The organism is Kluyvera sp. CRP (assembly GCF_019930565.1).
Taxonomy (GTDB): Bacteria; Pseudomonadota; Gammaproteobacteria; order Enterobacterales; family Enterobacteriaceae; genus Kluyvera; species Kluyvera georgiana_A.
Genome location: NZ_CP082841.1, coordinates 915,025 through 939,341 on the forward strand (window position 1 = coordinate 915,025; position 24,317 = coordinate 939,341).

Here is a 24,317-nt window from a genome sequence, read left to right on the forward strand (position 1 = left end):
GAAACAGGACCTTACGAGAGGGAGTGACGATGCAGAAACCCAAAAAGCTGTTCAACAACACCGATAATATCCGCAGCGAAATCATGGAAGGGCTGGTGTACGCCGGGTGCGGAAGGATCCACGCCCTCCCGGAGTACTGCGCGGTTTATCGCACGATGACGCAAACCGGCCAGACCGTTATCGTCAGCGGCGGCGGCAGCGGCCATGAGCCGACGTTTGCCGGGTTCGTCGGTGAAGGTGGCATCGATGCCTGCGCGCTGGGTGAGGTTTTCACCTCGCCTTCTCCCGATCAGATTATCGAAGCCAGCCGGGCCGTTCATCAGGGCAACGGCATTCTGTTCCTCTATGGGAATTACTCCGGCGACGGCATGAACTTTGATATCGCCGCCGAAATACTGGCGGAAGAAGGCATTGAGTGCCGCACCGTGCGCGCCACGGATGATATTGCCTCTGCGCCGCCGGAGAAAATGTCCGATCGCCGCGGCGTCGGTGGGCTGGCGTTCTTGTATAAACTCGCCGGTGCGGCGGCACAGTTTGAGCGCTACACTCTGCCCGCGCTGGAGGCACTGGCGCAAAAGGCCAATCACAATACGCGTACCATCGGCGTGGCGCTCAGCGGCTGCGCACTACCGCAGTCCGACGCCTTTAACTTCACGCTGGCAGACAACGAAATTGAGCTGGGAATTGGTATTCATGGTGAGCCGGGGCTATGCCGCATGCCCATGCCGCATAGCGACGAGCTGGTCGAGATGATGATCGCCCGCCTGTGCGATGACCTGCCGTTTGGCCACGGCGATAACGTCTGCGTCAGCGTCAATAACCTGGGTGCGCTGAGCAACACTGAGCTCATGGTCATCACCCGTAAGGTCGGCATGGCGCTGGCAGAACGCGGCATTCACACTCACGACGTGCAGGTCGGCCACTTTTGCACCTCGCTGGAGATGTCCGGATTTTCGTTAAGCCTGCTGCGGCTGGACGATGAAATGCAACGTCTGTATGACCACCCCATCAATACCCTCGGCTGGAGAAAATAAGATGAACACCACGCAATTCACCGCCTGTCTACAGCACGTTGCCCAGGGCATGATCGCCAGCGAACCGCGCCTGACCGCACTCGACCAGGTCATTGGCGATGGCGATCACGGCATTGGCATTAAGCGCGGCTTTACCGCTTTGCAGACGCTACTTTCCGCGCCTGAATTTTCTCCCGCCGATATCGGTGACTGCCTGCTGCAAAGCGGCACGCGGCTGATGACCAGCATGGGCGGCGCTTCCGGCGCGATCTTCGGCACCCTGTTCCGCGCGGGCGGCAAAGGGCTGGCTGGACGCCGCGAGCTGGATGCCGCGACGCTGGCTGAATGGCTGGAGACAGGTATGCAGGCAATCCACCAGCGCGGCGGCGCAGAGCCGGGCGATAAAACAATGATGGATGCACTCGCCGCAGCGGCAGCGCGCGCACGTTCAGACGCAACCCTGCCATTATCCGAAGCGCTGGCAAACTGCGCGCAGGCGGCGATGGCCGGTGCGGAAGGGACATCCACGATGGTGGCCCGCTTCGGGCGCGCGAAAAACCTCGGCGAACGGGCCATCGGCCACTGCGACCCCGGCGCGGTGTCGATGGCGCTAATTCTGCAATTTATGGCCGAATTCACCCATACCCGCTAACCCACCTGCCCGTGTAAAAAGGGTTCATGTCCGTACATGGGCCCTTTTGCGTTATAGCGAAAATCAGACGTAATTCATCATTGCAGCCGCTTTTCTGTATAATGCCCCGTGCCATAATAGATGTGGGGGGCTTGTTAACCCTGATGTTAAACAAGCCAGAACAGACGGTGTCATTGCGCACTTGACAGCGAAAATACAAACTTAATTAGCCATCATTATGATAATCAAACCAAAAATTCGTGGATTCATCTGTACAACGACCCATCCGACTGGCTGTAAAGTCAACGTGGAAAAACAGATCGAATATGTGAAGAAAAACGGGAAAATCGCTAACGGCCCTTCCCGCGTGCTGGTGATCGGTGCTTCCACCGGTTACGGCCTGGCTTCCAGAATTTCCGCCGCGTTTGGTAGCGGTGCCGCCACTATCGGCGTATTTTTCGAAAAACCGGGCACGGAAACCAAACCGGGTTCCGCGGGCTGGTATAACTCTGCCGCCTTCGATGAGGCCGCAAAACGCGAAGGTCTGTATTCCAAAAGCATCAACGGCGACGCGTTCTCCGATGAATGCCGCGACGCAGTCATCAAACTGATCAAAGAAGACCTGGGTCAGATTGATTTAGTGGTTTACTCACTGGCCTCTCCAGTGCGTAAAATGCCGAAAACCGGTGAAATCGTTCGTTCTGCGCTGAAGCCAATCGGCGAGGTTTATACCTCTAAAGCGATTGATACCAACAAAGATCAGATCATCACCGCCAGCATTGAGCCGGCCACCGAAGAAGAAGTTAAGAACACCGTTACCGTCATGGGCGGCGAAGACTGGGAACTGTGGATGGGCGCGCTGAGCGAAGCAGGCGTGCTGGCCGAAGGCGTGAAAACCGTGGCCTACTCCTACATCGGTACCGACCTGACCTGGCCAATCTACTGGCACGGCGCGCTGGGCAAAGCGAAAGAAGACCTCGACCGCGCGGCAGGTGAACTGCGTAACCAGCTGGCTCCACTGCACGGCTCCGCGAACGTTGCAGTACTGAAATCCGTTATCACCCAGGCCTCTTCTGCTATTCCGGTGATGCCGCTGTACATCTCCATGGTCTTCAAGCTGATGAAAGAACAGGGGATTCACGAAGGTTGTATCGAGCAGATCAACCGTCTGATGACCACCAGCCTGTACGGCGATAAAGTGGCGCTTGATGACAATCAGCGTATCCGTATGGATGACTGGGAACTGCGTGACGATATTCAGCAGGCGTGCCGTGACCTGTGGCCGCTGATCACCACCGAAAACCTGACGCAAGAAACCGACTATGCAGGATACAAGCAGGAATTCCTGAACCTGTTCGGTTTTGCTCTCGACGGTGTGGATTACGATGCGGACGTGAACCCTGAAGTTGAATTCGACGTCATCACGCTGTAATGCGTTGAAGCCGGGTGTCGGTTACGCCTTACCCGGCCAACGAGATTTGTCGTCCCGATAAGCGTAGCGTCATCGGGCAAAGGGTTCGTGCGAAAGCATGAACCCTTTTTTATTCCGCCTGATAAGGCGTGGGCTAATCGAAGCCAAAGCCTTCCGCGAACAGCACCTTCAACTTTTCCATTGCCTCCTGCTCATCGCTACCGCTACAGATGATCTCAAGCGATCCTCGGCCTTTGATCCCTGCCCCCAGAATGCTCATGATGCTTTTCCCTTTGATAACCTTGCCGTCATAGATCATCTCGATCCGCGATTGATACTGCGCGCAGGCTTTGGCCAAAACCCCCGCCGGACGGGCATGAATGCCGTGTTGATTGCTGATTTTCACCACTTCTTTCAACATAATTGCGTTCCTTACTTACCGCCCGTCGCTCGGGCAAATAGCCTGCACGAAGTTAAAATAGCCCTGGATCAACAGTTGCGCGACCATGGCGCCAGGATCGACAAACGTGCGCGAGCGCTCGCCATGAATAGCTGCACGCCCGTGCTTCGCCACCATGGTGGTTGTCTGCTGCACGCCCTGTTGTGCTTGCAGTAGCGCATTCCTCGCCGCGGTCAGCGGTTCCTCTCCGGCAAGCAGCGCCGCCAGCGCAGGGGCCATGCCATCGAGGAAGGTTTTTTCGCCCGGCTGCGCTTTCCCGCGCTGCTGCACGCCGTCATACCAGGCCTGGAACAACACGCCGGCTTCCGTTAGCCCCAGCGTTTCCCGGCCTTTAAACGCCTTACCCGCCTGCATCAGCCCGGAAGCCATCAGCGTCCCCATGGTCGACGGCACCGCCGAGGCCATCGCCTTGCCCGCCGTGTAGAAGAATCGCCCCAGGTCACGTTCTTCGCTCTGCTGCGCGTAGCGCGCCGCCGCCGCGAAACCGTCGCTCATCGTCAGCCCCAGATCCCCGTCGCCAACCACGCTATCCAGCTCGGTCAGGACCGATTTGTTGGCCTCCATGATGCGCGCCCACTCGGTAAAAAGCGGTCGCAGACTCTGCGTATCTAGCGTCATCCCCCCTCCTTAAGCCGGAAACTGGCGGAACATCGGGGTATCGGCCCCGGCGTTGAGCAGCGTTTTCAGCTCGTCATCCACCGGCATCAGGCTAATGGACATACCGGTCATCTCCATTGCCGTCGCAAATTCGCCAATCCAGACGCGGAAAATGCGCATCTGGCTCTCGGCCAGAATCTGATGTACATGGCGATACATCAGGTACAACTCTTCCAGCGGCGTGGCGCCAAGCCCATTGATCAACACGGCAACTTCATCGCCCTGCTGGCAAGGTGAGTCCGCCAGCAGCCAGGACATCATCTCTTCGGCAATCTGTTCGGCGCTGAGCTGCGGACCCCGGCGAATACCGCTTTCGCCGTGAATCCCCATGCCAATCTCCATTTCGTTGTCGCCAATATGGAAACCCGGTTTACCGATTCGCGGCACGATACACGGAGACAGCGCGACGCCAAGCGTGCGCACGCGGTCTCCTGCTTTCTGCGCAATGCGCTGGACGGTTTCAAGGTCATCCATTCTGGCCGCGGATGCCCCGGCGCATTTGTAGACGAAGAAGATCCCCGCAACCCCACGACGGGTGGTGGCTTCTGTACCGTCCGGCACCGCACCTGCCGAATCATCAGCCGCCACTACCGTCGCGGTTCGGATATCACTCTCCATGTCGGCCATTTCCGCCGCCATATCAAAATTGAAAATATCGCCGTTATAGTTACCGTACAGATAAAGCACGCCCGCGCCGCTATCGACCGCCTGCGTGACGGCGAGAATCTGCTCCGGCGAGGGTGACTGAAACACATCGCCAATGGCGCAGCCGTCCAGCATGCCCTGACCGACGTAGCCGAGGAATAGCGGCAGATGCCCGGAACCGCCACCGGTGACGATCCCCACCTTGCCAGGCACCGGACGCGCCGTGGCAAGACAGTGAAAATCCTCATTAACACAGCGGAATTTATCGGGATGCGCCAGATAGATACCTTCCAGCATCTCCGGGATAAAGTTCTCCGCCTGATTCAGAAATTTTTTCATGCGCTCTCTCCATGAATATTCCGCCCTGAACGGGCGGGCGCTCAGTTAGCGGGAAAATTTAATCTGCGACGGATAGGCCCAGCGTTGCAGCTCTTCCGGGGCGAAGGATTCAGGCTCCTTGCCGCCGTTAATCACCAGCGCGTGGTAGTAAATCTGCGCCATCTCCTCAAGATAGGCAGACTTCAGCACCGCTTCATACGGGTCCTTGTCTACGCCGATAGCTCCATGCTTTTCCATCAGAATGGCATCAGCGCGTTTGATAGGTTCGATAACGCTGTTCGACAACGCAGGCGTGCCGGGGCGGCCATAGGGCGCAACCGGAATGACGCCATCTTTCAGATTGAGGATCGCGCATTCGTACACCACCGCCGGGATCGGTTTATTCAGTACGGCAAACGAAGTCGCATACAGCGAATGGGTGTGGGAAATCGCAAACACATCCGGGCGCGCCTTATAAATCTCGATATGCATCAGACATTCGCTGGTCGGGCGCAAACCCGCTTCGCTTTCAATCACATTGGCTTCAACGTCCATTACCACGATATCGCGCGGCGTTAAATGCATTTTGTCGATGGTCGTGGGGGTTACCAGAATAAGTCCCGTCTCTTTATCTCGTACGCTGGAATTACCCGCTTTATGTTTACACAGTCCCCATTGCTGAGCGGTTCTGGCCATTTCGACAACGTGTTTTTTCTGAATTTCTAACATAATATTTATCCTGTATACGGTTATAGGGGCGAGCGATGTCGCGACAATGGTTGCCGGGAAATAACGTTGCAGTTTTTAGCTGCAACGGCGTTTAATGACTTATTACAGGTGATGGACGAATTCTTTTATCAATGCATATTCATCCTGCGCGCGGCGAATAACATTACCGCCATCATAAAATTCGAGAAATTCATTTAATTGCGCGAGCGCCTTGAGATGTTTCTGTGGATTATTAGTTGCCAGGACGATAATAATATCGGCCTGCATATAACCCGCGAAATCAATCTTAGAAGGCAGGCGTAATAACGCCATCCCCGTATCCAGTGCGCCATCATCGACGCCTGCGTGGGCGATAATCACGCCATCGGCCAGCATGATATAGGGCTGCTCGTCAGCGATTTTATTCAGCATAATTTGCAGATAGCGGGGTTCAATCACGCCGCTTTCCAACAGTGACGCAGCGGCCTGAGTAATGGCCTGCTGCCAGTCGCCGGGACACGAAGTGACAAACTGAACGTGTTCGCGCCGCAGCAAGTCGGTCAGCGACGGCGCTGGCGGTTCAATGTTGCCCACCGCGCTCGCGGCGCTTTTTTCATCGTAGATATAGCTGGCCAGCGCGCGCTGCAATCCTTTGTGATCGATAATGTTGCCGAAGCGTTCGAAGATAAGCAGCAGTTGCTCTATCTGAATAATGTTCGGGTCCACGCCCTGTAGCGCGCTGATAACATGATTGCGGAATGCGCTCTTATGGATGCTGCTGATGGACGGATTCACCACAAACACCATCTTGCTGGTATTCAGGTGTGTGGTCGAGAAGACCACATCGTAGTGCCCGGTATAGCGCTCAAACTCGCGGCGCGACATCACCTCGGTAAAGTGCAGTTCCGGGAATAGCACCTGCAGCGTCAGAAACAGATAAGTCGAAATCGTGGCGCTATTCTCACACACGACCACCGCCGTTTTCTGCAGCTTAATCTGATGGATAACCCCTTCGCGAGTCAGCCAGCCGCCAAAAAGCACCGTCAAAAATGCCATCTCTTCATCGGGAATTTCACAGTGCAATACCGTTTCGAACGGCACCGCCGCCCGGCGAACCATCTCGTGCAGGTGGCTGAACTCTTTCACCACCAGATCGTAAACGCTGCTGGTGTTGGTCAGATGGTAGCGAATACGGTAATAGGCCGGTTTCCAGTGCTGATAGATCTTTTCAATCAGCTCATTTTTTTCTTTGATGGTGACGCAGCTTATTTTTTCGAAGTTATCGACCACCGCGACCACGCTTTCGAGCAGAAGCGTATCAAGGTGGAAATATTTATCGGCAATGCTTTGAATATTTGAACTTTGGATCAGTGCCGTCAGGAAAACCAGTTCATTCTCGCTACTGATATTGATTTTACTGATAACGCTCTGCATCAATGTATATTCTCTGCTGCCAATAATGTCAGCGTAGCTGCTCGGGATATTGACCAGACTTTTTCCTGAATCAATACGGTGCAGGACAAAGCAGATAAAATAAATAAGCTCCTGAAGCTGGCGGTCGGTAAACTGAATTTTAAAACGTTTTTCAATTTCGCTGAAAACATTGCCCACCTTTTCCAGATAGTCGCTCATCACATTGTTGTATTGAGCAATAATGTTTTTGGCGACCGGGATTTCCAGCACCCGGCGCAGGCAGTTTAGCAACAGGTAGCGTTTTTCCAGCTCCTCACCCAGAATATGGTAGCCATTGCCCCTGTCATAGCTTATCTCCAGCCCGTGCTCGATAACCTCGGTGCGCACCTTTTTCAGGTCGTTGATAATCGTATTCTGGCTGACGCCCAGCGAAGAGGAGAGATGCAACAATGAAAGCCGCTCGCTGCGGGTCAACAGCATAAAGATAATCATCTGTCCGCGTTCATCTTCCGAGTAGAGATAGCGATGCTCGGTTTCAGCGGTCTGATTCTGACGAAAATGCTCAATCACATGGCGCGGGATATGCAGTTTCCCGGTTTTCAGGCGGTTGATCCGGTCGAAGTGGTTCGATTCCAGATAATCATTCACCTTTTTCAGCGTATAGCTCAGCTGTTTGCGCGTCAGGCAAAACTGCTCCTCAAGCTTCGTCCCCGTGATGCCGGGATCGTTCACAATGGCATCCAGCACTGCAACCACACGTTTATCCATAGCCATGTCGACTCTCCTGCAATCAAAAGTCTGGCGGCGGCGCCTGCCGCCAGACATGAACATGAAACCCAGAATTAAGCCTGCTGAGCTTTCTCCTGCTGCTCGGCTTCCTGCTGCGCGAGGCTGCTTTCACGACGCAGCTCGCGGGAGTAGAAGAAGTAGCCGCATCCCCACCAGATGGCGAAAATGAGCGGGATAAAGTTGCCTTCCAGGAATTTGAACAGGAAGGAGAAGGCATAGGTAAAGACCGGGGCATCAATGGAGCTATTGGAAATCAGCTGGCCGGCGGGAATGGTAATTGCCTTCGTCGCCTGGCCCAGTTCGGTAATCATTGGCGCAAACTGCGTACCCACGAACAGGAAGAACGGCACCCCGATAATGCTAAGGATCACCATGCGCAGGGTGTTGCCACGCGTCACCAGGTAGGCAGGAACAATCAGGGAAATATTAATAATACCGGCGAAGGGTAAAATCTTATTGCCCGGCAGAATCAGCGCCCAGATGAGCGTGAACGGAATCGCAACGATGATGGCAAACCAGATTTCGCTGGCGCCGCCCATAAATGGCCAATCGATGCCGACGAACAGCTTACGCCCGGAGAATTTCTTGTTCATGTAGTCGCTGATGGCTTCCGAAATAGGCGACAGCGCCTGCATAAAGAGTTTGGAAATCATCGGGAACAGCACCAGCGCCGTTGCGGCCTGAACGCCCAGCATCAGCGTTTTCGCCACACTGTAGCCCGCGATAATGCCGAACAGGATCCCGAGAATAAAACCGATGATATGGTTTTCCGCAAAAACGCCAACTTTTGCGCGCAGCGCGGTGGCATCCATCGGCTTATTGCACACCGGAATTTTGCGCAGCAGCAGATCGAACGGGTAATAAATTGCGCCAAAGAACACCATGCGGTGGGTACAGGTGACGCCGGGGATGCCAGTCAGTTTCTCAATGCGATGCTGGTGAATGTCGCCAGCGTTCAGCTCAACGATAATCTGCAAAGCTGCAATCAGGAACGCCAGCACCAGGCTCCAGACCGGGCCAAACAATGGGGTGGTGACGCTCACTACGATAAACGCGGTAAAGATTTTCCCCCACACGTTCCAGAGGTCGGCGTTGAAGGTATTGGTCTTGTTTAGCATCAACATCACAATGTTTACGCCAACCTGAAGCGGGAACATGGCGAATGCATAAGGCCAGGCCCAGGAGATATTCGCCATCGTCGTCCAACCGCCGTCGACGATACTCAGTTCAAGGCCGGTGCGGTTCATCATGGTCTGCGCGGCGACACCGATAGCATCAACCATAAAACCAATCAGCATGCTCATCCCAACGAAGGCGACGCCTAGCGTGATGGCCGCCGAAGCCGCATCGCGGAATTTCATCCGCACCACCAGCCCGGCTAATAACATAATAAAAGGCACAAAAACCGGCGCGCCTAAATTCAGAATATAATTTATGACTACACCAAGAAAGTCCATAGCACTTCTCCACTAAAATAATTATAAGGATTAAAGAGCTACGCCTTATTTACAGGCATCAATGACCTTTTGTAATTCCGGTTCCATACCCATACCGGTCAGAAATGCGATACCGTTAATCACGGGGATAGGATATTGCTTATCAACTTTAGTAATTGCGATATACGCAGCACTATCCTTAATATGGCTATCGAGAGATTTAAGGTCGATTACTTCAACTTTAATGTGCGACTGGTTACGTTCATTCAATAAGCGAGTCACTTTACTGGCAACTGTTTGTGAGGTCGCAACGCCGCTTCCACAGGCAACAATGACTTTTTTCATTTTATAAATCCTTATCCAATTGCAGTCTTGATGTGAGGGTACAGAGAAAGGTATCTACATCGTCTATCTCGCGTAGGGTCTGGACGACCTGTTCATCAGCAAGGCAGTCCATCAGGTTTTGCAGCGCTGTCAGGTGGCTGCTGTGGTCAATAAAACCAAGAAGAACAATAAATTGAACGTAGAGCGTATTGTCGTCATTCCCCATTTCCTGCCAGGCGAGAGGTTGTGACAGTCGCGTAACAGAGATAAAGGGACGAATGACGTGCTGGGGGTCGGTATGCGGCAGCGCGATAGCCACCGGCATCGTGGGTAACCCGGTTGGATAGGCTTTTTCTCTGGCAAGAATGGCATCGAGGAAAGAATCCCGAACGTAGCCTTTCTCTTTCAGCAGTAAAAATATCGAAGAAAAAAAGTCCGTGGAATTATTATAATGCTTATCGAGGAACGTAAGCTGAGGCGTTAAATATTTACTTCCTTGCGCATTTTCATTCGGGGTATCAACTATATCCATTCTCATCCGAATATCCTCTCTAACCGCTAAGAATTAACTACCGACAATGTTAATTCAGGAGTTACGGTCGAGCGAGAAGTATTGCCCCCAAAAGATGACCAGAACCTGGCGCAACGCGGTGAGCGTTTTATTATGAATTGCATCACATTTTTATTGTAAGAACAGGCTAACGGGAAAAATAGAGGGAAGCAGAGACGGGAAAATGAAATAACGAGGGATAACCGCGATGGTTATCCCCCGAGAAACGGTGCTTAGCCTGCCAGGAAGAAACGAAACGCCGGGTTATTGGTCTCGTCGTGGCACTCATAGCCCAGTTCGTTGAGCCGGGTTTCGAAGTCCGGTTCGTTATCGCCCAGCTCAAACGCCGCCAGTACACGGCCATAGTCGGTGCCGTGGCTACGATAATGGAACAGGGAAATATTCCAGTGCGTGCCCAGGGTGTAGAGGAACTTCAGCAGCGCACCCGGCGATTCCGGGAACTCGAAGCTGAACAAACGTTCCTGCAACGGCTTCGACGGACGACCACCGACCATATAGCGCACGTGCAGCTTAGCCATTTCGTCGTCGGAGAGGTCGACGACGCTATAGCCGCCATCGTTGAGCAGATTAAGGATTTCCTTGCGCTCTTCGAAGCCGCGACTCAGACGCACGCCCACAAAAATGCAGGCGTTTTTCGCGTCGGCGAAGCGGTAGTTAAACTCGGTGACCGAACGCCCGCCCAGCAGTTGGCAAAACTTCAGGAAGCTGCCCTTCTCTTCCGGGATCGTCACCGCCAGCAACGCTTCACGCTGTTCCCCTAGCTCGCAGCGTTCGGAAACGTAGCGCAGGCCGTGGAAATTGACGTTAGCGCCTGAAAGAATATGCGCCAGACGCTCACCGCGAATGTTGTGCTGAGCGATGTATTTTTTCATCCCCGCCAGCGCCAGCGCCCCGGAAGGTTCCGCTACCGCGCGCACATCTTCAAACAGGTCTTTCATCGCCGCACAGATCGCATCGCTATCGACGGTAATAATGTCGTCGAGATATTCCTGGCACAGACGGAAGGTTTCGTCACCGATACGTTTTACCGCCACGCCTTCAGCAAAGAGACCCACGCGCGGCAGATCCACCGGATGACCGGCATCCAGCGCCGCCTTCAGGCAGGCGGAGTCTTCGGCTTCGACGGCAATCACTTTGATCTGCGGCATCAGCTGTTTGATCAGCACCGCCACGCCCGCCGCCAGACCGCCACCGCCCACCGGCACAAACACGCGGTCGAGGTGTGCGTCCTGCTGGAGCAACTCCAGGGCCAGCGTACCTTGTCCGGCGATCACCATCGGGTGATCGAAAGGCGGAACCCAGGTAAAGCCCTGCTGCTGCGCCAGTTCAATCGCTTTGGCTTTGGCTTCATCAAAGTTAGCGCCGTGCAACAGTACTTCGCCGCCAAAGCCGCGAACAGCATCAACTTTGATATCGGCAGTCGCCACCGGCATGACAATCAGCGACTTCAGGCCCAGACGTGCAGAGGAGAACGCCACGCCCTGAGCATGGTTGCCCGCAGAAGCGGTGATGACCCCACGCGCTTTCTGTTCAGGCGTTAAGCCCGCCATCATCGCGTACGCGCCGCGCAGCTTAAAGCTGTGCACTGGCTGACGGTCTTCGCGCTTGACCAGAATGACGTTGTCGAGGCGCGAAGAGAGCTTGTCCATTTTTTGCAGCGGCGTTACCTGTACCGCTTCGTAGACCGGTGCGCGCAGCACCGCTCTGAGATACTCGGCACCCTCAGGGGTGCCGGATAGGGGCTGTGATTCCGCCATGGTGATTAACCCCCCAGTTTCGATTTATCGCGCACCGCACCTTTGTCGGCGCTGGTTGCCAGGCTGGCATAGGCGCGAAGGGCAAAGGAGACCTGACGTTCACGGTTTTTCGGCGTCCACGCCTGGTCGCCGCGAGCTTCCTGCGCTTCACGACGGGCGGCGATTTCCGCTTCGCTCAGCTGCAGCTGAATGCCACGGTTCGGAATGTCGATAGCAATCATGTCGCCATCTTCAATGATCGCGATGTTACCGCCGCTGGCCGCTTCCGGAGAAACGTGGCCGATAGAGAGACCGGAGGTACCGCCGGAGAAACGACCATCGGTGATCAGCGCACAGGCTTTGCCAAGCCCCATCGATTTCAGGAAGGTGGTTGGGTAGAGCATTTCCTGCATGCCCGGCCCGCCTTTCGGCCCTTCGTAACGAATGACCACCACGTCGCCTTCAACCACTCTACCGCCGAGGATCGCTTCAACCGCCTCGTCCTGGCTTTCGTAGACTTTTGCCGGGCCGGTGAATTTGAGGATACTGTCATCCACCCCCGCGGTTTTCACGATGCAGCCGTTTTCCGCGAAGTTGCCGTACAGCACGGCCAGACCGCCATCTTTGCTGTACGCGTGCTCCAGCGAGCGGATGCAGCCTTCGGCGCGATCGTCATCCAGGGTATCCCAACGGCAGTCCTGCGAGAACGCCTGGGTGGTACGAATACCCGCCGGGCCGGCGCGGAACATTTTTTTGACCGCTTCGTCCTGGGTCACGGTGATGTCGTACTGCTCCAGCGTCTGCGGCAGAGTCAGACCGAGCACGTTTTTGACTTCGCGGTTCAGCAGGCCGGCACGGTCCAGCTCGCCGAGAATGCCCAGCACGCCGCCCGCACGGTGCACGTCTTCCATATGGTATTTCTGGGTACTTGGCGCCACTTTACACAGCTGCGGCACTTTACGGGACAGCTTGTCGATATCACTCATGGTGAAGTCGATTTCCGCTTCCTGCGCCGCCGCCAGCAGGTGCAGTACGGTGTTGGTGGAACCGCCCATGGCGATATCCAGCGTCATGGCGTTCTCAAACGCCGCTTTACTGGCAATGTTGCGCGGCAACGCGGAAGCATCGTCCTGCTCGTAGTAGCGTTTGGTCAGCTCAACAATACGCTGGCCTGCGGTGAGGAACAGTTCTTTGCGATCAGCGTGGGTTGCCAACAGCGAACCATTACCCGGCTGCGACAGGCCCAGCGCTTCGGTCAGACAGTTCATCGAGTTAGCGGTGAACATACCGGAACACGATCCGCAGGTTGGGCAGGCGGAGCGCTCAACCTGCTCGCTCTGCGAGTCGGAAACTTTCGGGTCCGCGCCCTGAATCATCGCATCGACCAGGTCGAGCTTGATGATTTTGTCAGAGAGTTTCGTTTTCCCGGCTTCCATTGGGCCGCCAGAAACGAAGATCACCGGAATGTTCAGGCGCAGAGAGGCCATTAACATCCCCGGGGTGATTTTGTCACAGTTCGAGATGCAGACCATCGCGTCGGCACAGTGGGCGTTGACCATGTACTCAACGGAGTCAGCGATCAGCTCGCGGGACGGCAGTGAATAAAGCATGCCCCCGTGGCCCATGGCGATACCGTCATCCACCGCAATGGTGTTGAACTCTTTGGCCACGCCGCCAGCGGCTTCAATCTGCTCGGCAACCAGTTTACCGAGATCGCGCAGGTGCACGTGACCCGGCACGAACTGGGTAAACGAGTTCACGACGGCGATAATCGGCTTACCGAAGTCAGCGTCGGTCATCCCGGTGGCGCGCCACAGTGCGCGGGCGCCCGCCATATTGCGGCCGTGGGTAGTGGTGGCGGAACGATATTTAGGCATGCTTTAGTTACTCCCAGTCTCTGTCTCGTTAATGGGGCGGTGCGTGCCGCCCCATTATTTATCTTATTGATTAACCTGATCCAACCAGCCCCATTTATCTTCGGTTTCGCCGGTGAAGAGGCCAAAGAATGCTTGCTGAATACGTTTGGTGACCGGACCGCAGCGGCCTTCGCCCACCTGGATACCATCGACGCTGCGTACCGGGGTAATTTCTGCCGCGGTACCGGACATGAACACTTCGTCCGCCAGGTACAGGGATTCGCGAGAGAGTACCTGCTCACGGACTTCCAGACCGAGGTCTTTCGCCAGCTTGATGATCGCGTCACGGGTAATACCCGGCAGCGCGGAAGAGGTAAACGGCGGAGTGAACAGCACGCCATCTTTCACTTCAAACAGGTTTTCACCCGCGCCTTCGGAGATGTAGCCGTTGACGTCCAGCGCAATCCCTTCCTGATAGCCATGACGGCGCGCTTCGCTGCCGACCAGCAGTGAGGAGAGGTAGTTACCGCCCGCTTTCGCGGCGGTTGGGATGGTGTTCGGCGCGGCGCGGTTCCAGGAAGAAACCATCGCATCGATCCCCTGATCCAGCGCTTCCGCGCCCAGATAAGCCCCCCACGGGAACGCCGCGATGATCACGTCGGTGCTGTAACCGTCCGGCGGGTTTACGCCCATACCAACATCACCAACAAAAACCAGCGGGCGAATATAGGCGCTGGTCAGGTTATTTTTGCGCAGCACGGCGCGGCAGGCTTCCATCAGCTCATCAACGCTCTGAGAGACCGGGAAACGATAGATTTTGGCGGAGTCACGCAGGCGCTGCATGTGCTCGCGGTGACGGAAAACGACCGGGCCTTTGTGAGAGTCGTAGCAACGGATGCCTTCGAAGACGGAGGTGCCGTAGTGTAGGGCATGGGACATGACGTGCACCTTTGCCTCTTCCCAACGTACCATCTCACCGTTGAACCAGATGTAATCCGCTTTTTTCGTCGTCATTTCTCTTCCTATTGCGCTCAGGCGCGAATTTGTTGTTGTGATGTGCTTGTACACTGCTGAACGGCAACCGAGGCCACGTCCACCAGTTTATTTAATTGGCTAAACAGTAAGTCGACCGACCGTGGGCTGGCAACGGTCAATTCGATATTTATATTCTGCGCGTCGCTGGCGGTTTCCATATTCATCGAGCAAATCTGAAAGCCGCGATGACGCACCACGCGTAAGACGCGTTCTAAGGTTTCCGGGTTGAAGCGGGCCTGCACGTTGACCTGATGTTGCATCATGATAATTTCTCCAGCATTTGTGAGTTACTGGCACCAGGCGGCACCAGGGGCCAGACATTCTCAAGTTCGTCAATTGAGACATGAAGCAGGTACGGGCCTTCGCTTGCCAGCATGGTGTCGAGTGCCGCTTCAACCTGGTCTTTACGGGTGATGTGCTGACCAGGGATGCCAAAGGCGCTGGCCAGCATGAGGAAATCGGGGTTATCGGTGAGGGTGGTTTCGCTATAACGTTCCTGGAAGAACAGCTGCTGCCATTGTCGAACCATTCCTAACCGCTGGTTGTCGAGTAACACGATCTTCAGCGGTAACTGCTTACGCTTCACGGTGCCCAGCTCTTGCACATTCATCATGAAAGAGCCGTCACCGGAGATACAGATAACCGTATCGTTCGGGCGCGCGACCTGGGCGCCCACGGCGGCTGGCAGGCCGAAGCCCATGGTGCCTAAGCCGCTCGAGGTGATGAAGTTCTCTGGACGGGTGTAGGTCATATGCTGAGCGGACCACATCTGGTGCTGGCCCACGTCGGTCGTGACAACGCATTCCGCCGGTTTACGATCGGAGAGCTGCTTGAGCAGCAGAGGCGCATAGATAGCGTCACCAGGATGATCATAGCGCCAGGCGTGCTCGGCGCGCATCCCGGCGTTGTGCTGACGCCAGGCGTCGATGGCCAGCGGCTGCTGCAACACGGGCAGCAGCGCATTCAGGTCACCCTGCAACGCAACGTGCGTCTGGCGCAGCTTATTCATTTCAGCCGGGTCGATATCCATATGGATAACTTTCGCGTGCGGCGCGAAGGTATTCAGCTTACCGGTCACACGGTCGTCAAAGCGCGCGCCGACGGCGATCAGCAGGTCACATTCCTGTACCGCCAGGTTAGCAGCTTTGGTGCCATGCATCCCCAGCATACCGAGGTAGAACGGGTAGTCTGCCGGTACCGCGCCCAGACCTTTCAGGGTGCAAGTCGCGGGCATTTGCGTCACAGACATAAATTCACGCAGCGCCGTAACCGCCTGCGCCATCCCAACACCACCACCAACGTACAGCATCGGTTTGTGCGCCTGCGCCAGCATCTGCTGAGCCTGCGCCATTTCGGCGTGCGGGAAAACATCGTCACTTTCGACGGTGGAGAAGAACGGGTCCAGTTCGCCTTGCGCGATCTGCACATCCTTAGGAATATCCACCAGGACCGGGCCTGGACGGCCTGAGTTTGCCACCTGGAACGCTTCTGCCATCACGCGCGGCAACTCTTCCAGGGATTGCACCAGGAAACTGTGTTTGGTGCAGGCCAGTGACAAACCAAGGACGTCCACTTCCTGGAAAGCATCGGTACCGATTAACGGTGCGGCAACCTGACCAGTGATGGCAACCACGGGAACCGAGTCGAGCAGCGCGTCCGCCAGGCCGGTGATCAGGTTAGTTGCCCCTGGGCCCGAAGTGGCGATGCAGACACCGGTTTTACCCGTAGAACGGGCATAGCCAATGGCCGCCATCGCCGCGCCCTGCTCGTGTCGACACAGCAGATGTTCTACGCCGCCGTCATACAGCGCGTCATAAACCGGCATAATGGCTCCACCTGGATAACCGAATACCGTTTCAACACCCTGCGCTCGCAACGCATGTACCACCCACTGTGCGCCATTCATAGTTAGTTCCCCGCCGTAGATCGTGAGAAACAGAATTTTATGCTGCGTGTCATCATCTGCCTCCCGTTATTGTTTTTAGGTCATAAAAAAACCCCCGGACCTTTCGGTGCGGGGGTCTTAGTTCGTTAAGGCTTGATTTCTATGCCTTTCCTCGTCCAAGTGCAGCCCCGCACGGTGGGATAATAATCACCACCACGCTAATCACGACCAGGCTAATCACTCGTAGAAGGGCTGTCATTTTCGTCTGTTCTTGCATCTTGTTCGAAGGAATACCTACAGAGTTACCACAGACATCACAAAAAGCACAAGTTTTTTTTATGACACGGATGATTACCATGCTAACGATCTGATTAAAACGATTTGTTTTATATAGAGAATTTATGAAATGAAAAAATTTCACCTTTTGACTCTGACCACGGCCCGGCGGAAGACTTCATGCTCGGTGTGGGTTGCGTTATTCGAGCGCGCTTCCGCAAAAAATGAAACGCGCTGAAAATCAGCGAAAACCCAGGAATGCGCCACGTAAATACGGTAATCATCGGATTAATGCTACGACAGGATGACACATAATACCGCCATTCAGGGAGGGAACTATGTCGCTATCCGTCGTCTATACGCGCGCCGCGCTGGGGATCAGCGCCCCGCTCATTACTATCGAAGTGCATATCAGCCAGGGGTTGCCCGGCTTGGTCATGGTGGGGTTACCGGAAACCACCGTCAAAGAGGCCCGTGACCGGGTGCGTAGCGCTATCATCAACAGCGGATATACCTTTCCGGCAAAGAAGATAACCATCAACCTGGCACCCGCCGACCTCCCCAAGGAAGGCGGGCGATATGATTTACCTATCGCTATTGCGCTCCTGGCGGCTTCTGAGCAGCTTAATAGCCAAAAACTGGGGCAGTATGAGTTTGTAGGCGAATTAGCGCTCACGGGCGCGCTACGCGGTATTCCTGGGGCGCTATCGGCCGCAATGGAGGCAACCCACGCCGGTCGCCAGATTATACTGTCCGATGATGACGCGCCGCTCGTGGGGCTACTGGGCGGTAGCGACTGTCTCATTGCCAGTCATCTTCTTGAAGTCTGCGCATTTCTGGAAGGAAAGCAGGATTTACGTCTGCCACCGCCGGAGAGCCTGTCGACGGCTGTCGCGTGTGAAGATTTAAGCGAAGTGATGGGTCAGCAACAGGGTAAACGTGCTTTAGAGATAACGGCATCCGGTGGCCATAATCTGTTGCTTATTGGGCCGCCAGGTACGGGAAAAACTATGCTCGCCACCCGAATGCGCGGATTGCTTCCGCCGCTCAGCGATCGTGAAGCACTGGAAAGCGCGGCCATCATTAGTCTGGAGAATACCTATCGCGTGCAAAACGAATGGCGTCGCCGTCCTTTTCGCGCGCCTCATCATAGTGCTTCTCTGACAGCAATGGTCGGCGGTGGGTCAATTCCTGCGCCAGGCGAGATCTCTCTCGCCCATAACGGCATCCTGTTTCTCGATGAGCTACCGGAATTTGAACGTCGGGTTCTGGATGCACTGCGAGAGCCAATCGAGTCCGGCAAGATTCATATTTCACGTACACGAGCAAAAATTACCTACCCCGCGCGGTTTCAGCTCATTGCTGCCATGAATCCGAGTCCGACCGGGCACTACGAGGGGCAGCATAACCGCTGTACACCAGAGCAGACGCTGCGTTACCTCAATCGGCTTTCTGGTCCGTTTCTCGACCGCTTTGATCTGTCGCTGGAGATACCGCTGCCGCCGCCAGGTCTGCTGAGCCAGTCTGTACATACGGGAGAAAACAGCCAGACGGTACAGCAACGGGTTATCGTGGCGCAGCAGCGCCAGTATGAGCGCCAGGGAAAGCTTAATGCGCATTTAGGCAGTAGCGACATCCGGCAGTATTGTTCGCTGGGGGAGGCAGATGCGTTATGGCTTGAACAAACGTTAACGCGTCTGGGATTGTCTATTCGCGCCTGGCAGCGCTTGCTAAAGGTGTCGCGTACGCTGGCAGATATGGAGGGAGTTGAGGATATTGCAAAACATCATTTGCAGGAAGCGCTCAGCTATCGCGGTATCGACAGGATGCTTGCCCATCTGCAAACCTTACTACAATAAAAAAGGGGCCAAAGCCCCTTTTTTATTAATCGTCGCTATCGGTGTAGTCTTCAGCGCCTTCCACCTGCGGTTTACCACCAGACAGGGTGTGGAAACGCTTCGGACGCTTAATGCGCGTAACATACTTGGTCCATACGCGTTCAGCATCCGTCGCTGGCTCACGTTCACCGCGGCATACCGAAACAAACTGCTGTTCTTCTTCGGTCGCAGGCTCGCGTTTGCCAAGATCGAGTTCGTTAAAGGCAAAGCCATAACGCTCAAGCAGCTGCGCCTCTTTGATGGTGAAATCACCATGACGAGAGAACCCGCGCGGATAATTTTTATTATCGAAAAAACGATTAGTCGTCGTAAAGCTTTCCGCCATCCTACACGCTCCTAATTCTTTGGCCGAGCTATTTATGGCGCGGAGTATTAGATACGCTTGACAGAGTGTAAAACAAAAGATTTAAATCATTACGACAAAAAAATTTGCGGAGAAAGCTGTGGATACCGAATTGCTGAAAACTTTCCTCGAAGTGAGCAGAACTCGCCACTTCGGGCGAGCTGCAGAAGCGCTCTATCTGACACAATCTGCGGTGAGCTTTCGAATCCGTCAGTTAGAAAATCAGCTTGGGGTTAACCTGTTTACCCGGCATCGTAATAACATCCGTTTAACCGCGGCGGGAGAAAAACTTCTCCCCTACGCCGAAACGCTGATGAGTACGTGGCAGGCTGCGCGTAAAGAAGTGGCGAACACCTCGCGACACAATGAGTTTTCAATCGGTGCGAGCGCTTCGCTGTGGGAGTGCATGCTCAATAAGTGGCTGGCACGGCTTTATCAGGCAGATAATTCTCTGCAGTTTGAGGCGCGGATCGCCCAACGTCAGTCGCTGGTTAAGCAGTTGCACGAGCGCCAACTCGATCTCTTACTCACTACCGAAGCGCCCAAGATGGATGAATTCAGCAGCCAACTACTGGGCCATTTTGAGCTTGAGCTGTATTGTGCTTCCCCGGAAACGACCAAAGCCGATCTGAACTATCTGCGTCTGGAGTGGGGGGCCGATTTCCATCAGCATGAAGTGGGGCTTATCGCTGCTGACGATATTCCTTTGCTGACTACCAGTTCGGCTAGCCTGGCACGCCTTCAACTGGTGCCGCTAAAAGGTTGCACCTGGTTGCCTGTTTCATGGGCACAAGAGCAGGATGGGTTATATCCGGTAACCGATGGCGCAGCGATTTTACGGCCTTTATACGCAATCTGGCTGCAAAATAGCGATAAACAAGCACAAATTCGCGACATATTGAAAAACAACGTTTTTTGATTAAAGCGATCATTTTATGGCCCGGAGAACAGCGATGGGCCTTTCAGGAAGGTAAATTTTGGGCAAAAAAAATCCTTCGCCGAAGCAAAGGATTATAGATGGCAGGGGCGGAGAGACTCGAACTCGCGACACCCGGTTTTGGAGACCGGTGCTCTACCAACTGAGCTACGCCCCTAAATTTTCTTATCATTAAGCCTGCTAATTTAGCAGGCTTAATATTGAATAAGTGGCGGAACGGACGGGACTCGAACCCGCGACCCCCTGCGTGACAGGCAGGTATTCTAACCGACTGAACTACCGCTCCACCGAATTTCTTTGTCACTACCCGGATTATTCATCCCGGTTTACTGCAATTTGATGCCTGGCAGTTCCCTACTCTCGCATGGGGAGACCCCACACTACCATCGGCGCTACGGCGTTTCACTTCTGAGTTCGGCATGGGGTCAGGTGGGACCACCGCGCTACAGCCGCCAGGCAAATTCTGTTTTCAGACCGCTTTATGCGTTCTGATGTTATCTGTAATCAAGCTGAATATCGTGTCTCTTCGCCAAAACATCTTCGGCGTTGTAAGGTTAAGCCTCACGGTTCATTAGTATCGGTTAGCTCAACGTATCGCTACGCTTACACACCCGACCTATCAACGTCGTCGTCTTCAACGTTCCTTCAGGACTCTCAAGGAGTCAGGGAGAACTCATCTCGGGGCAAGTTTCGTGCTTAGATGCTTTCAGCACTTATCTTTTCCGCATTTAGCTACCGGGCAATGCCATTGGCATGACAACCCGAACACCAGTGATGCGTCCACTCCGGTCCTCTCGTACTAGGAGCAGCCCCCCTCAATTCTCCAGCGCCCACGGCAGATAGGGACCGAACTGTCTCACGACGTTCTAAACCCAGCTCGCGTACCACTTTAAATGGCGAACAGCCATACCCTTGGGACCTACTTCAGCCCCAGGATGTGATGAGCCGACATCGAGGTGCCAAACACCGCCGTCGATATGAACTCTTGGGCGGTATCAGCCTGTTATCCCCGGAGTACCTTTTATCCGTTGAGCGATGGCCCTTCCATTCAGAACCACCGGATCACTAAGACCTGCTTTCGCACCTGCTCGAGCCGTCACTCTCGCAGTCAAGCTAGCTTATGCCTTTGCACTAACCTCCTGATGTCCGACCAGGATTAGCTAACCTTCGTGCTCCTCCGTTACTCTTTAGGAGGAGACCGCCCCAGTCAAACTACCCACCAGACACTGTCCGCAACCCGGATCACGGGTCTACGTTAGAACACCAGCCATTAAAGGGTGGTATTTCAAGGATGGCTCCACACGAACTGGCGTCCGCGCTTCAAAGCCTCCCACCTATCCTACACATCAAGGACCAGTGTTCAGTGTCAAGCTATAGTAAAGGTTCACGGGGTCTTTCCGTCTTGCCGCGGGTACACTGCATCTTCACAGCGAGTTCAATTTCACTGAGTCTCGGGTGGAGACAGCCTGGCCATCATTACGCCATTCGTGCAGGTCGGAACTTACCCGACAAGGAATTTCGCTACCTTAGGACCGTTATAGTTACGGCCGCCGTTTACCGGGGCTTCGATCAAGAGCTTCGCGTTGCCGCTAACCCCATCAATTAACCTTCCGGCACCGGGCAGGCGTCACACCGTATACGTCCACTTTCGTGTTTGCACAGTGCTGTGTTTTTAATAAACAGTTGCAGCCAGCTGGTATCTTCGACTGATTTCAGCTCCATGGGTAAACCACTTCACCTACATATCAGCGTGCCTTCTCCCGAAGTTACGGCACCATTTTGCCTAGTTCCTTCACCCGAGTTCTCTCAAGCGCCTTGGTATTCTCTACCTGACCACCTGTGTCGGTTTGGGGTACGATTTGATGTTACCTGATGCTTAGAGGCTTTTCCTGGAAGCAGGGCATTTGTTACTTCAGCACCGTAGTGCCTCGTCATCACACCTCAGCGTTAGTAAGCGTCCGGATTTACCTAAACGCTCCGCCTACATGCTTAAACCGGGACAACCGTCGCCCGGCTAACATAGCCTTCTCCGTCCCCCCTTCGCAGTAACACCAAGTACAGGAATATTAACCTGTTTCCCATCGACTACGCCTTTCGGCCTCGCCTTAGGGGTCGACTCACCCTGCCCCGATTAACGTTGGACAGGAACCCTTGGTCTTCCGGCGTGCGGGTTTTTCACCCGCATTATCGTTACTTATGTCAGCATTCGCACTTCTGATACCTCCAGCATCCCTCACGAGACACCTTCGCAGGCTTACAGAACGCTCCCCTACCCAACAACACATAGTGTCGCTGCCGCAGCTTCGGTGCACAGTTTAGCCCCGTTACATCTTCCGCGCAGGCCGACTCGACCAGTGAGCTATTACGCTTTCTTTAAATGATGGCTGCTTCTAAGCCAACATCCTGGCTGTCTGAGCCTTCCCACATCGTTTCCCACTTAACTGTGACTTTGGGACCTTAGCTGGCGGTCTGGGTTGTTTCCCTCTTCACGACGGACGTTAGCACCCGCCGTGTGTCTCCCGTGATAACATTCTTCGGTATTCGCAGTTTGCATCGGGTTGGTAAGTCGGGATGACCCCCTAGCCGAAACAGTGCTCTACCCCCGAAGATGAGTTCACGAGGCGCTACCTAAATAGCTTTCGGGGAGAACCAGCTATCTCCCGGTTTGATTGGCCTTTCACCCCCAGCCACAAGTCATCCGCTAATTTTTCAACATTAGTCGGTTCGGTCCTCCAGTTAGTGTTACCCAACCTTCAACCTGCCCATGGCTAGATCACCGGGTTTCGGGTCTATACCCTGCAACTTAACGCCCAGTTAAGACTCGGTTTCCCTTCGGCTCCCCTATACGGTTAACCTTGCTACAGAATATAAGTCGCTGACCCATTATACAAAAGGTACGCAGTCACACCCCAAAGGGTGCTCCCACTGCTTGTACGTACACGGTTTCAGGTTCTTTTTCACTCCCCTCGCCGGGGTTCTTTTCGCCTTTCCCTCACGGTACTGGTTCACTATCGGTCAGTCAGGAGTATTTAGCCTTGGAGGATGGTCCCCCCATATTCAGACAGGATACCACGTGTCCCGCCCTACTCTTCGAGTTCACAACCTGTGCATTTTGGTGTACGGGACTATCACCCTGTACCGTCGGACTTTCCAGACCGTTCCACTAACACACAAGCTGATTCAGACTCTGGGCTGCTCCCCGTTCGCTCGCCGCTACTGGGGGAATCTCGGTTGATTTCTTTTCCTCGGGGTACTTAGATGTTTCAGTTCCCCCGGTTCGCTTCATTACGCTATGTATTCACGTAATGATAGTGTGTCGAAACACACTGGGTTTCCCCATTCGGAAATCGCCGGTTATAACGGTTCATATCACCTTACCGACGCTTATCGCAGATTAGCACGTCCTTCATCGCCTCTGACTGCCAGGGCATCCACCGTGTACGCTTAGTCGCTTAACCTCACAACCCGAAGATGTTTCTTTCGATTCATCATCGACTTGCGAAAATTTGAGAGACTCGAACACACCGCTTATCTGTTCTTATTACGGAGAACAGACACAGTGTGTCGTTTCAATTTTCAGCTTGATCCAGATTTTTAAAGAGCAAAACTTCGCAGTGAACCTTTTCAGGTACACTCTGAAGTTTTCTTGGTTTGTTGCAGTAAAGATGGTGGAGCTATGCGGGATCGAACCGCAGACCTCCTGCGTGCAAAGCAGGCGCTCTCCCAGCTGAGCTATAGCCCCATCGTTTGACAGAATCTCTTAAAACCGTAATTCTTTCTGAGACAAGGCGTGGAACGGCGAAGCATACTGAAGTATGCGAGTCGTTTCACAACGCGGTATCAGGAAGAATTTGGTAGGCCTGAGTGGACTTGAACCACCGACCTCACCCTTATCAGGGGTGCGCTCTAACCACCTGAGCTACAAGCCTGCAGAGATTCTTTACTGCTATTTTTCATCAGACAATCTGTGTGAGC

General features: G+C 54.4%; 20 protein-coding genes, 4 tRNA genes and 2 rRNA genes. 5 read left to right on the forward strand and 21 right to left on the reverse strand.

From position 1 onward, the window contains the following. Window positions 1-29 precede the first annotated feature (29 nt). The 3 genes from K7B04_RS04170 (at window position 30) to fabV (ending at window position 3,076) form a co-directional block, all read left to right on the forward strand. Window positions 30-1,034, forward strand: a complete 1,005-nt coding sequence (locus tag K7B04_RS04170) for a dihydroxyacetone kinase subunit DhaK (RefSeq protein WP_223803534.1) — start codon at window positions 30-32, stop codon at window positions 1,032-1,034. Between the two features lies 1 nt (window position 1,035). Next, entirely contained in the window at window positions 1,036-1,665 is a 630-nt protein-coding gene (dhaL, locus tag K7B04_RS04175; protein ID WP_163448147.1) for a dihydroxyacetone kinase subunit DhaL, read from the forward strand. Between the two features lie 217 nt (window positions 1,666-1,882). After that, window positions 1,883-3,076, forward strand: a complete 1,194-nt coding sequence (fabV, locus tag K7B04_RS04180) for an enoyl-ACP reductase FabV (RefSeq protein WP_032449369.1) — start codon at window positions 1,883-1,885, stop codon at window positions 3,074-3,076. A gap of 133 nt (window positions 3,077-3,209) precedes the next feature. Here the strand turns inward: fabV and K7B04_RS04185 are convergent, their stop codons facing one another. The 14 genes from K7B04_RS04185 to ilvL all read right to left on the reverse strand — a co-directional run bounded on the left by K7B04_RS04185 (window position 3,210) and on the right by ilvL (window position 17,147). Next, entirely contained in the window at window positions 3,210-3,476 is a 267-nt protein-coding gene (locus tag K7B04_RS04185) for an HPr family phosphocarrier protein (RefSeq protein ID WP_009654924.1), read from the reverse strand. 15 nt (window positions 3,477-3,491) lie between these two features. Continuing rightward, window positions 3,492-4,133 (reverse strand): dihydroxyacetone kinase subunit L, encoded by a 642-nt coding sequence (locus tag K7B04_RS04190; RefSeq protein ID WP_223803535.1) that lies wholly within the window; start codon window positions 4,131-4,133, stop codon window positions 3,492-3,494. A 9-nt stretch (window positions 4,134-4,142) separates the two neighbouring features. After that, on the reverse strand, window positions 4,143-5,156 hold the full coding sequence (locus K7B04_RS04195; protein ID WP_223803536.1) for a dihydroxyacetone kinase subunit DhaK: 1,014 nt from the start codon (window positions 5,154-5,156) through the stop codon (window positions 4,143-4,145). A gap of 45 nt (window positions 5,157-5,201) precedes the next feature. Then, a complete protein-coding gene (locus K7B04_RS04200; RefSeq protein WP_009654927.1) occupies window positions 5,202-5,864 on the reverse strand; it encodes a class II aldolase/adducin family protein in 663 nt (220 codons plus the stop codon). A gap of 102 nt (window positions 5,865-5,966) precedes the next feature. Beyond that, the gene (locus K7B04_RS04205) at window positions 5,967-8,030 is read right to left on the reverse strand and encodes a BglG family transcription antiterminator (RefSeq protein WP_223803537.1); all 2,064 of its coding nucleotides are present in this window, start codon (window positions 8,028-8,030) and stop codon (window positions 5,967-5,969) included. Window positions 8,031-8,098: 68 nt separating this feature from the next. Next, on the reverse strand, window positions 8,099-9,502 hold the full coding sequence (locus tag K7B04_RS04210) for a PTS transporter subunit IIC (RefSeq protein WP_223803538.1): 1,404 nt from the start codon (window positions 9,500-9,502) through the stop codon (window positions 8,099-8,101). 45 nt (window positions 9,503-9,547) lie between these two features. After that, window positions 9,548-9,826 carry a PTS sugar transporter subunit IIB gene (locus K7B04_RS04215; protein ID WP_223803539.1) on the reverse strand — a complete coding sequence of 93 codons (279 nt, stop codon included), beginning with the start codon at window positions 9,824-9,826 and terminating at the stop codon, window positions 9,548-9,550. Between the two features lies 1 nt (window position 9,827). Beyond that, on the reverse strand, window positions 9,828-10,337 hold the full coding sequence (locus K7B04_RS04220; RefSeq protein WP_223803540.1) for a PTS sugar transporter subunit IIA: 510 nt from the start codon (window positions 10,335-10,337) through the stop codon (window positions 9,828-9,830). A gap of 251 nt (window positions 10,338-10,588) precedes the next feature. Further along, window positions 10,589-12,133, reverse strand: a complete 1,545-nt coding sequence (ilvA, locus tag K7B04_RS04225; protein ID WP_163448142.1) for a threonine ammonia-lyase, biosynthetic — start codon at window positions 12,131-12,133, stop codon at window positions 10,589-10,591. Window positions 12,134-12,138: 5 nt separating this feature from the next. Beyond that, window positions 12,139-13,989 (reverse strand): dihydroxy-acid dehydratase, encoded by a 1,851-nt coding sequence (gene ilvD, locus K7B04_RS04230; RefSeq protein ID WP_223803541.1) that lies wholly within the window; start codon window positions 13,987-13,989, stop codon window positions 12,139-12,141. 63 nt (window positions 13,990-14,052) lie between these two features. Further along, window positions 14,053-14,982 carry a branched-chain amino acid transaminase gene (locus K7B04_RS04235; protein ID WP_163448141.1) on the reverse strand — a complete coding sequence of 310 codons (930 nt, stop codon included), beginning with the start codon at window positions 14,980-14,982 and terminating at the stop codon, window positions 14,053-14,055. Window positions 14,983-14,999: 17 nt separating this feature from the next. Then, window positions 15,000-15,266 (reverse strand): acetolactate synthase 2 small subunit, encoded by a 267-nt coding sequence (gene ilvM, locus K7B04_RS04240; RefSeq protein ID WP_040118523.1) that lies wholly within the window; start codon window positions 15,264-15,266, stop codon window positions 15,000-15,002. Beyond that, window positions 15,263-16,909, reverse strand: a complete 1,647-nt coding sequence (gene ilvG, locus K7B04_RS04245; protein ID WP_223803542.1) for an acetolactate synthase 2 catalytic subunit — start codon at window positions 16,907-16,909, stop codon at window positions 15,263-15,265. Before ilvG ends, ilvM begins: the two co-directional genes overlap by 4 nt. Before the next feature lie 139 nt (window positions 16,910-17,048). Next, window positions 17,049-17,147: an ilv operon leader peptide gene (ilvL, locus tag K7B04_RS04250; protein WP_001311244.1), complete on the reverse strand. Its 99-nt coding sequence runs from the start codon at window positions 17,145-17,147 to the stop codon at window positions 17,049-17,051. A gap of 355 nt (window positions 17,148-17,502) precedes the next feature. Here ilvL and K7B04_RS04255 point away from each other — a divergent pair, with 355 nt between their 5' ends. Continuing rightward, entirely contained in the window at window positions 17,503-19,023 is a 1,521-nt protein-coding gene (locus K7B04_RS04255) for a YifB family Mg chelatase-like AAA ATPase (RefSeq protein WP_223803543.1), read from the forward strand. 25 nt (window positions 19,024-19,048) lie between these two features. On the opposite strand, the gene K7B04_RS04260 is transcribed toward K7B04_RS04255, so the two are convergent. Continuing rightward, on the reverse strand, window positions 19,049-19,387 hold the full coding sequence (locus K7B04_RS04260) for a DUF413 domain-containing protein (RefSeq protein ID WP_064549235.1): 339 nt from the start codon (window positions 19,385-19,387) through the stop codon (window positions 19,049-19,051). A 118-nt stretch (window positions 19,388-19,505) separates the two neighbouring features. Here K7B04_RS04260 and hdfR point away from each other — a divergent pair, with 118 nt between their 5' ends. After that, window positions 19,506-20,324, forward strand: a complete 819-nt coding sequence (hdfR, locus tag K7B04_RS04265; RefSeq protein ID WP_163448139.1) for an HTH-type transcriptional regulator HdfR — start codon at window positions 19,506-19,508, stop codon at window positions 20,322-20,324. A gap of 99 nt (window positions 20,325-20,423) precedes the next feature. Here the strand turns inward: hdfR and K7B04_RS04270 are convergent. The 6 genes from K7B04_RS04270 to K7B04_RS04295 all read right to left on the reverse strand — a co-directional run bounded on the left by K7B04_RS04270 (window position 20,424) and on the right by K7B04_RS04295 (window position 24,271). Next, window positions 20,424-20,499: transfer RNA gene (locus K7B04_RS04270), tRNA-Trp, on the reverse strand. Between the two features lie 52 nt (window positions 20,500-20,551). Further along, a tRNA-Asp gene (locus K7B04_RS04275) sits at window positions 20,552-20,628 on the reverse strand. Between the two features lie 55 nt (window positions 20,629-20,683). After that, window positions 20,684-20,799 (reverse strand): 5S ribosomal RNA (gene rrf, locus K7B04_RS04280). Window positions 20,800-20,892: 93 nt separating this feature from the next. Beyond that, window positions 20,893-23,800 (reverse strand): 23S ribosomal RNA (locus K7B04_RS04285). 208 nt (window positions 23,801-24,008) lie between these two features. Then, window positions 24,009-24,084, reverse strand: a tRNA-Ala gene (locus K7B04_RS04290). Between the two features lie 110 nt (window positions 24,085-24,194). Further along, window positions 24,195-24,271 (reverse strand) — tRNA-Ile (locus tag K7B04_RS04295). Between the last annotated feature and the right edge of the window lie 46 nt (window positions 24,272-24,317).

Excerpts from the sequence above, each read along its gene's own strand:
- K7B04_RS04195 (WP_223803536.1), bottom strand. The coding sequence starts at position 5,156 with ATGAAAAAATTTCTGAATCAGGCGGAGAACTTTATCCCGGAGATGCTG.
- K7B04_RS04205 (WP_223803537.1), bottom strand. The coding sequence starts at position 8,030 with ATGGCTATGGATAAACGTGTGGTTGCAGTGCTGGATGCCATTGTGAAC.
- ilvL (WP_001311244.1), bottom strand. The coding sequence starts at position 17,147 with ATGACAGCCCTTCTACGAGTGATTAGCCTGGTCGTGATTAGCGTGGTG.
- dhaL (WP_163448147.1), top strand. The coding sequence starts at position 1,036 with ATGAACACCACGCAATTCACCGCCTGTCTACAGCACGTTGCCCAGGGC.
- K7B04_RS04170 (WP_223803534.1), top strand. The coding sequence starts at position 30 with ATGCAGAAACCCAAAAAGCTGTTCAACAACACCGATAATATCCGCAGC.
- fabV (WP_032449369.1), top strand. The coding sequence starts at position 1,883 with ATGATAATCAAACCAAAAATTCGTGGATTCATCTGTACAACGACCCAT.
- K7B04_RS04215 (WP_223803539.1), bottom strand. The coding sequence starts at position 9,826 with ATGAAAAAAGTCATTGTTGCCTGTGGAAGCGGCGTTGCGACCTCACAA.
- K7B04_RS04235 (WP_163448141.1), bottom strand. The coding sequence starts at position 14,982 with ATGACGACGAAAAAAGCGGATTACATCTGGTTCAACGGTGAGATGGTA.
- K7B04_RS04220 (WP_223803540.1), bottom strand. The coding sequence starts at position 10,337 with ATGGATATAGTTGATACCCCGAATGAAAATGCGCAAGGAAGTAAATAT.
- K7B04_RS04185 (WP_009654924.1), bottom strand. The coding sequence starts at position 3,476 with ATGTTGAAAGAAGTGGTGAAAATCAGCAATCAACACGGCATTCATGCC.
- ilvM (WP_040118523.1), bottom strand. The coding sequence starts at position 15,266 with ATGATGCAACATCAGGTCAACGTGCAGGCCCGCTTCAACCCGGAAACC.
- ilvG (WP_223803542.1), bottom strand. The coding sequence starts at position 16,909 with ATGAATGGCGCACAGTGGGTGGTACATGCGTTGCGAGCGCAGGGTGTT.
- K7B04_RS04260 (WP_064549235.1), bottom strand. The coding sequence starts at position 19,387 with ATGGCGGAAAGCTTTACGACGACTAATCGTTTTTTCGATAATAAAAAT.
- ilvD (WP_223803541.1), bottom strand. The coding sequence starts at position 13,989 with ATGCCTAAATATCGTTCCGCCACCACTACCCACGGCCGCAATATGGCG.
- K7B04_RS04255 (WP_223803543.1), top strand. The coding sequence starts at position 17,503 with ATGTCGCTATCCGTCGTCTATACGCGCGCCGCGCTGGGGATCAGCGCC.
- K7B04_RS04200 (WP_009654927.1), bottom strand. The coding sequence starts at position 5,864 with ATGTTAGAAATTCAGAAAAAACACGTTGTCGAAATGGCCAGAACCGCT.
- K7B04_RS04210 (WP_223803538.1), bottom strand. The coding sequence starts at position 9,502 with ATGGACTTTCTTGGTGTAGTCATAAATTATATTCTGAATTTAGGCGCG.
- K7B04_RS04190 (WP_223803535.1), bottom strand. The coding sequence starts at position 4,133 with ATGACGCTAGATACGCAGAGTCTGCGACCGCTTTTTACCGAGTGGGCG.
- ilvA (WP_163448142.1), bottom strand. The coding sequence starts at position 12,133 with ATGGCGGAATCACAGCCCCTATCCGGCACCCCTGAGGGTGCCGAGTAT.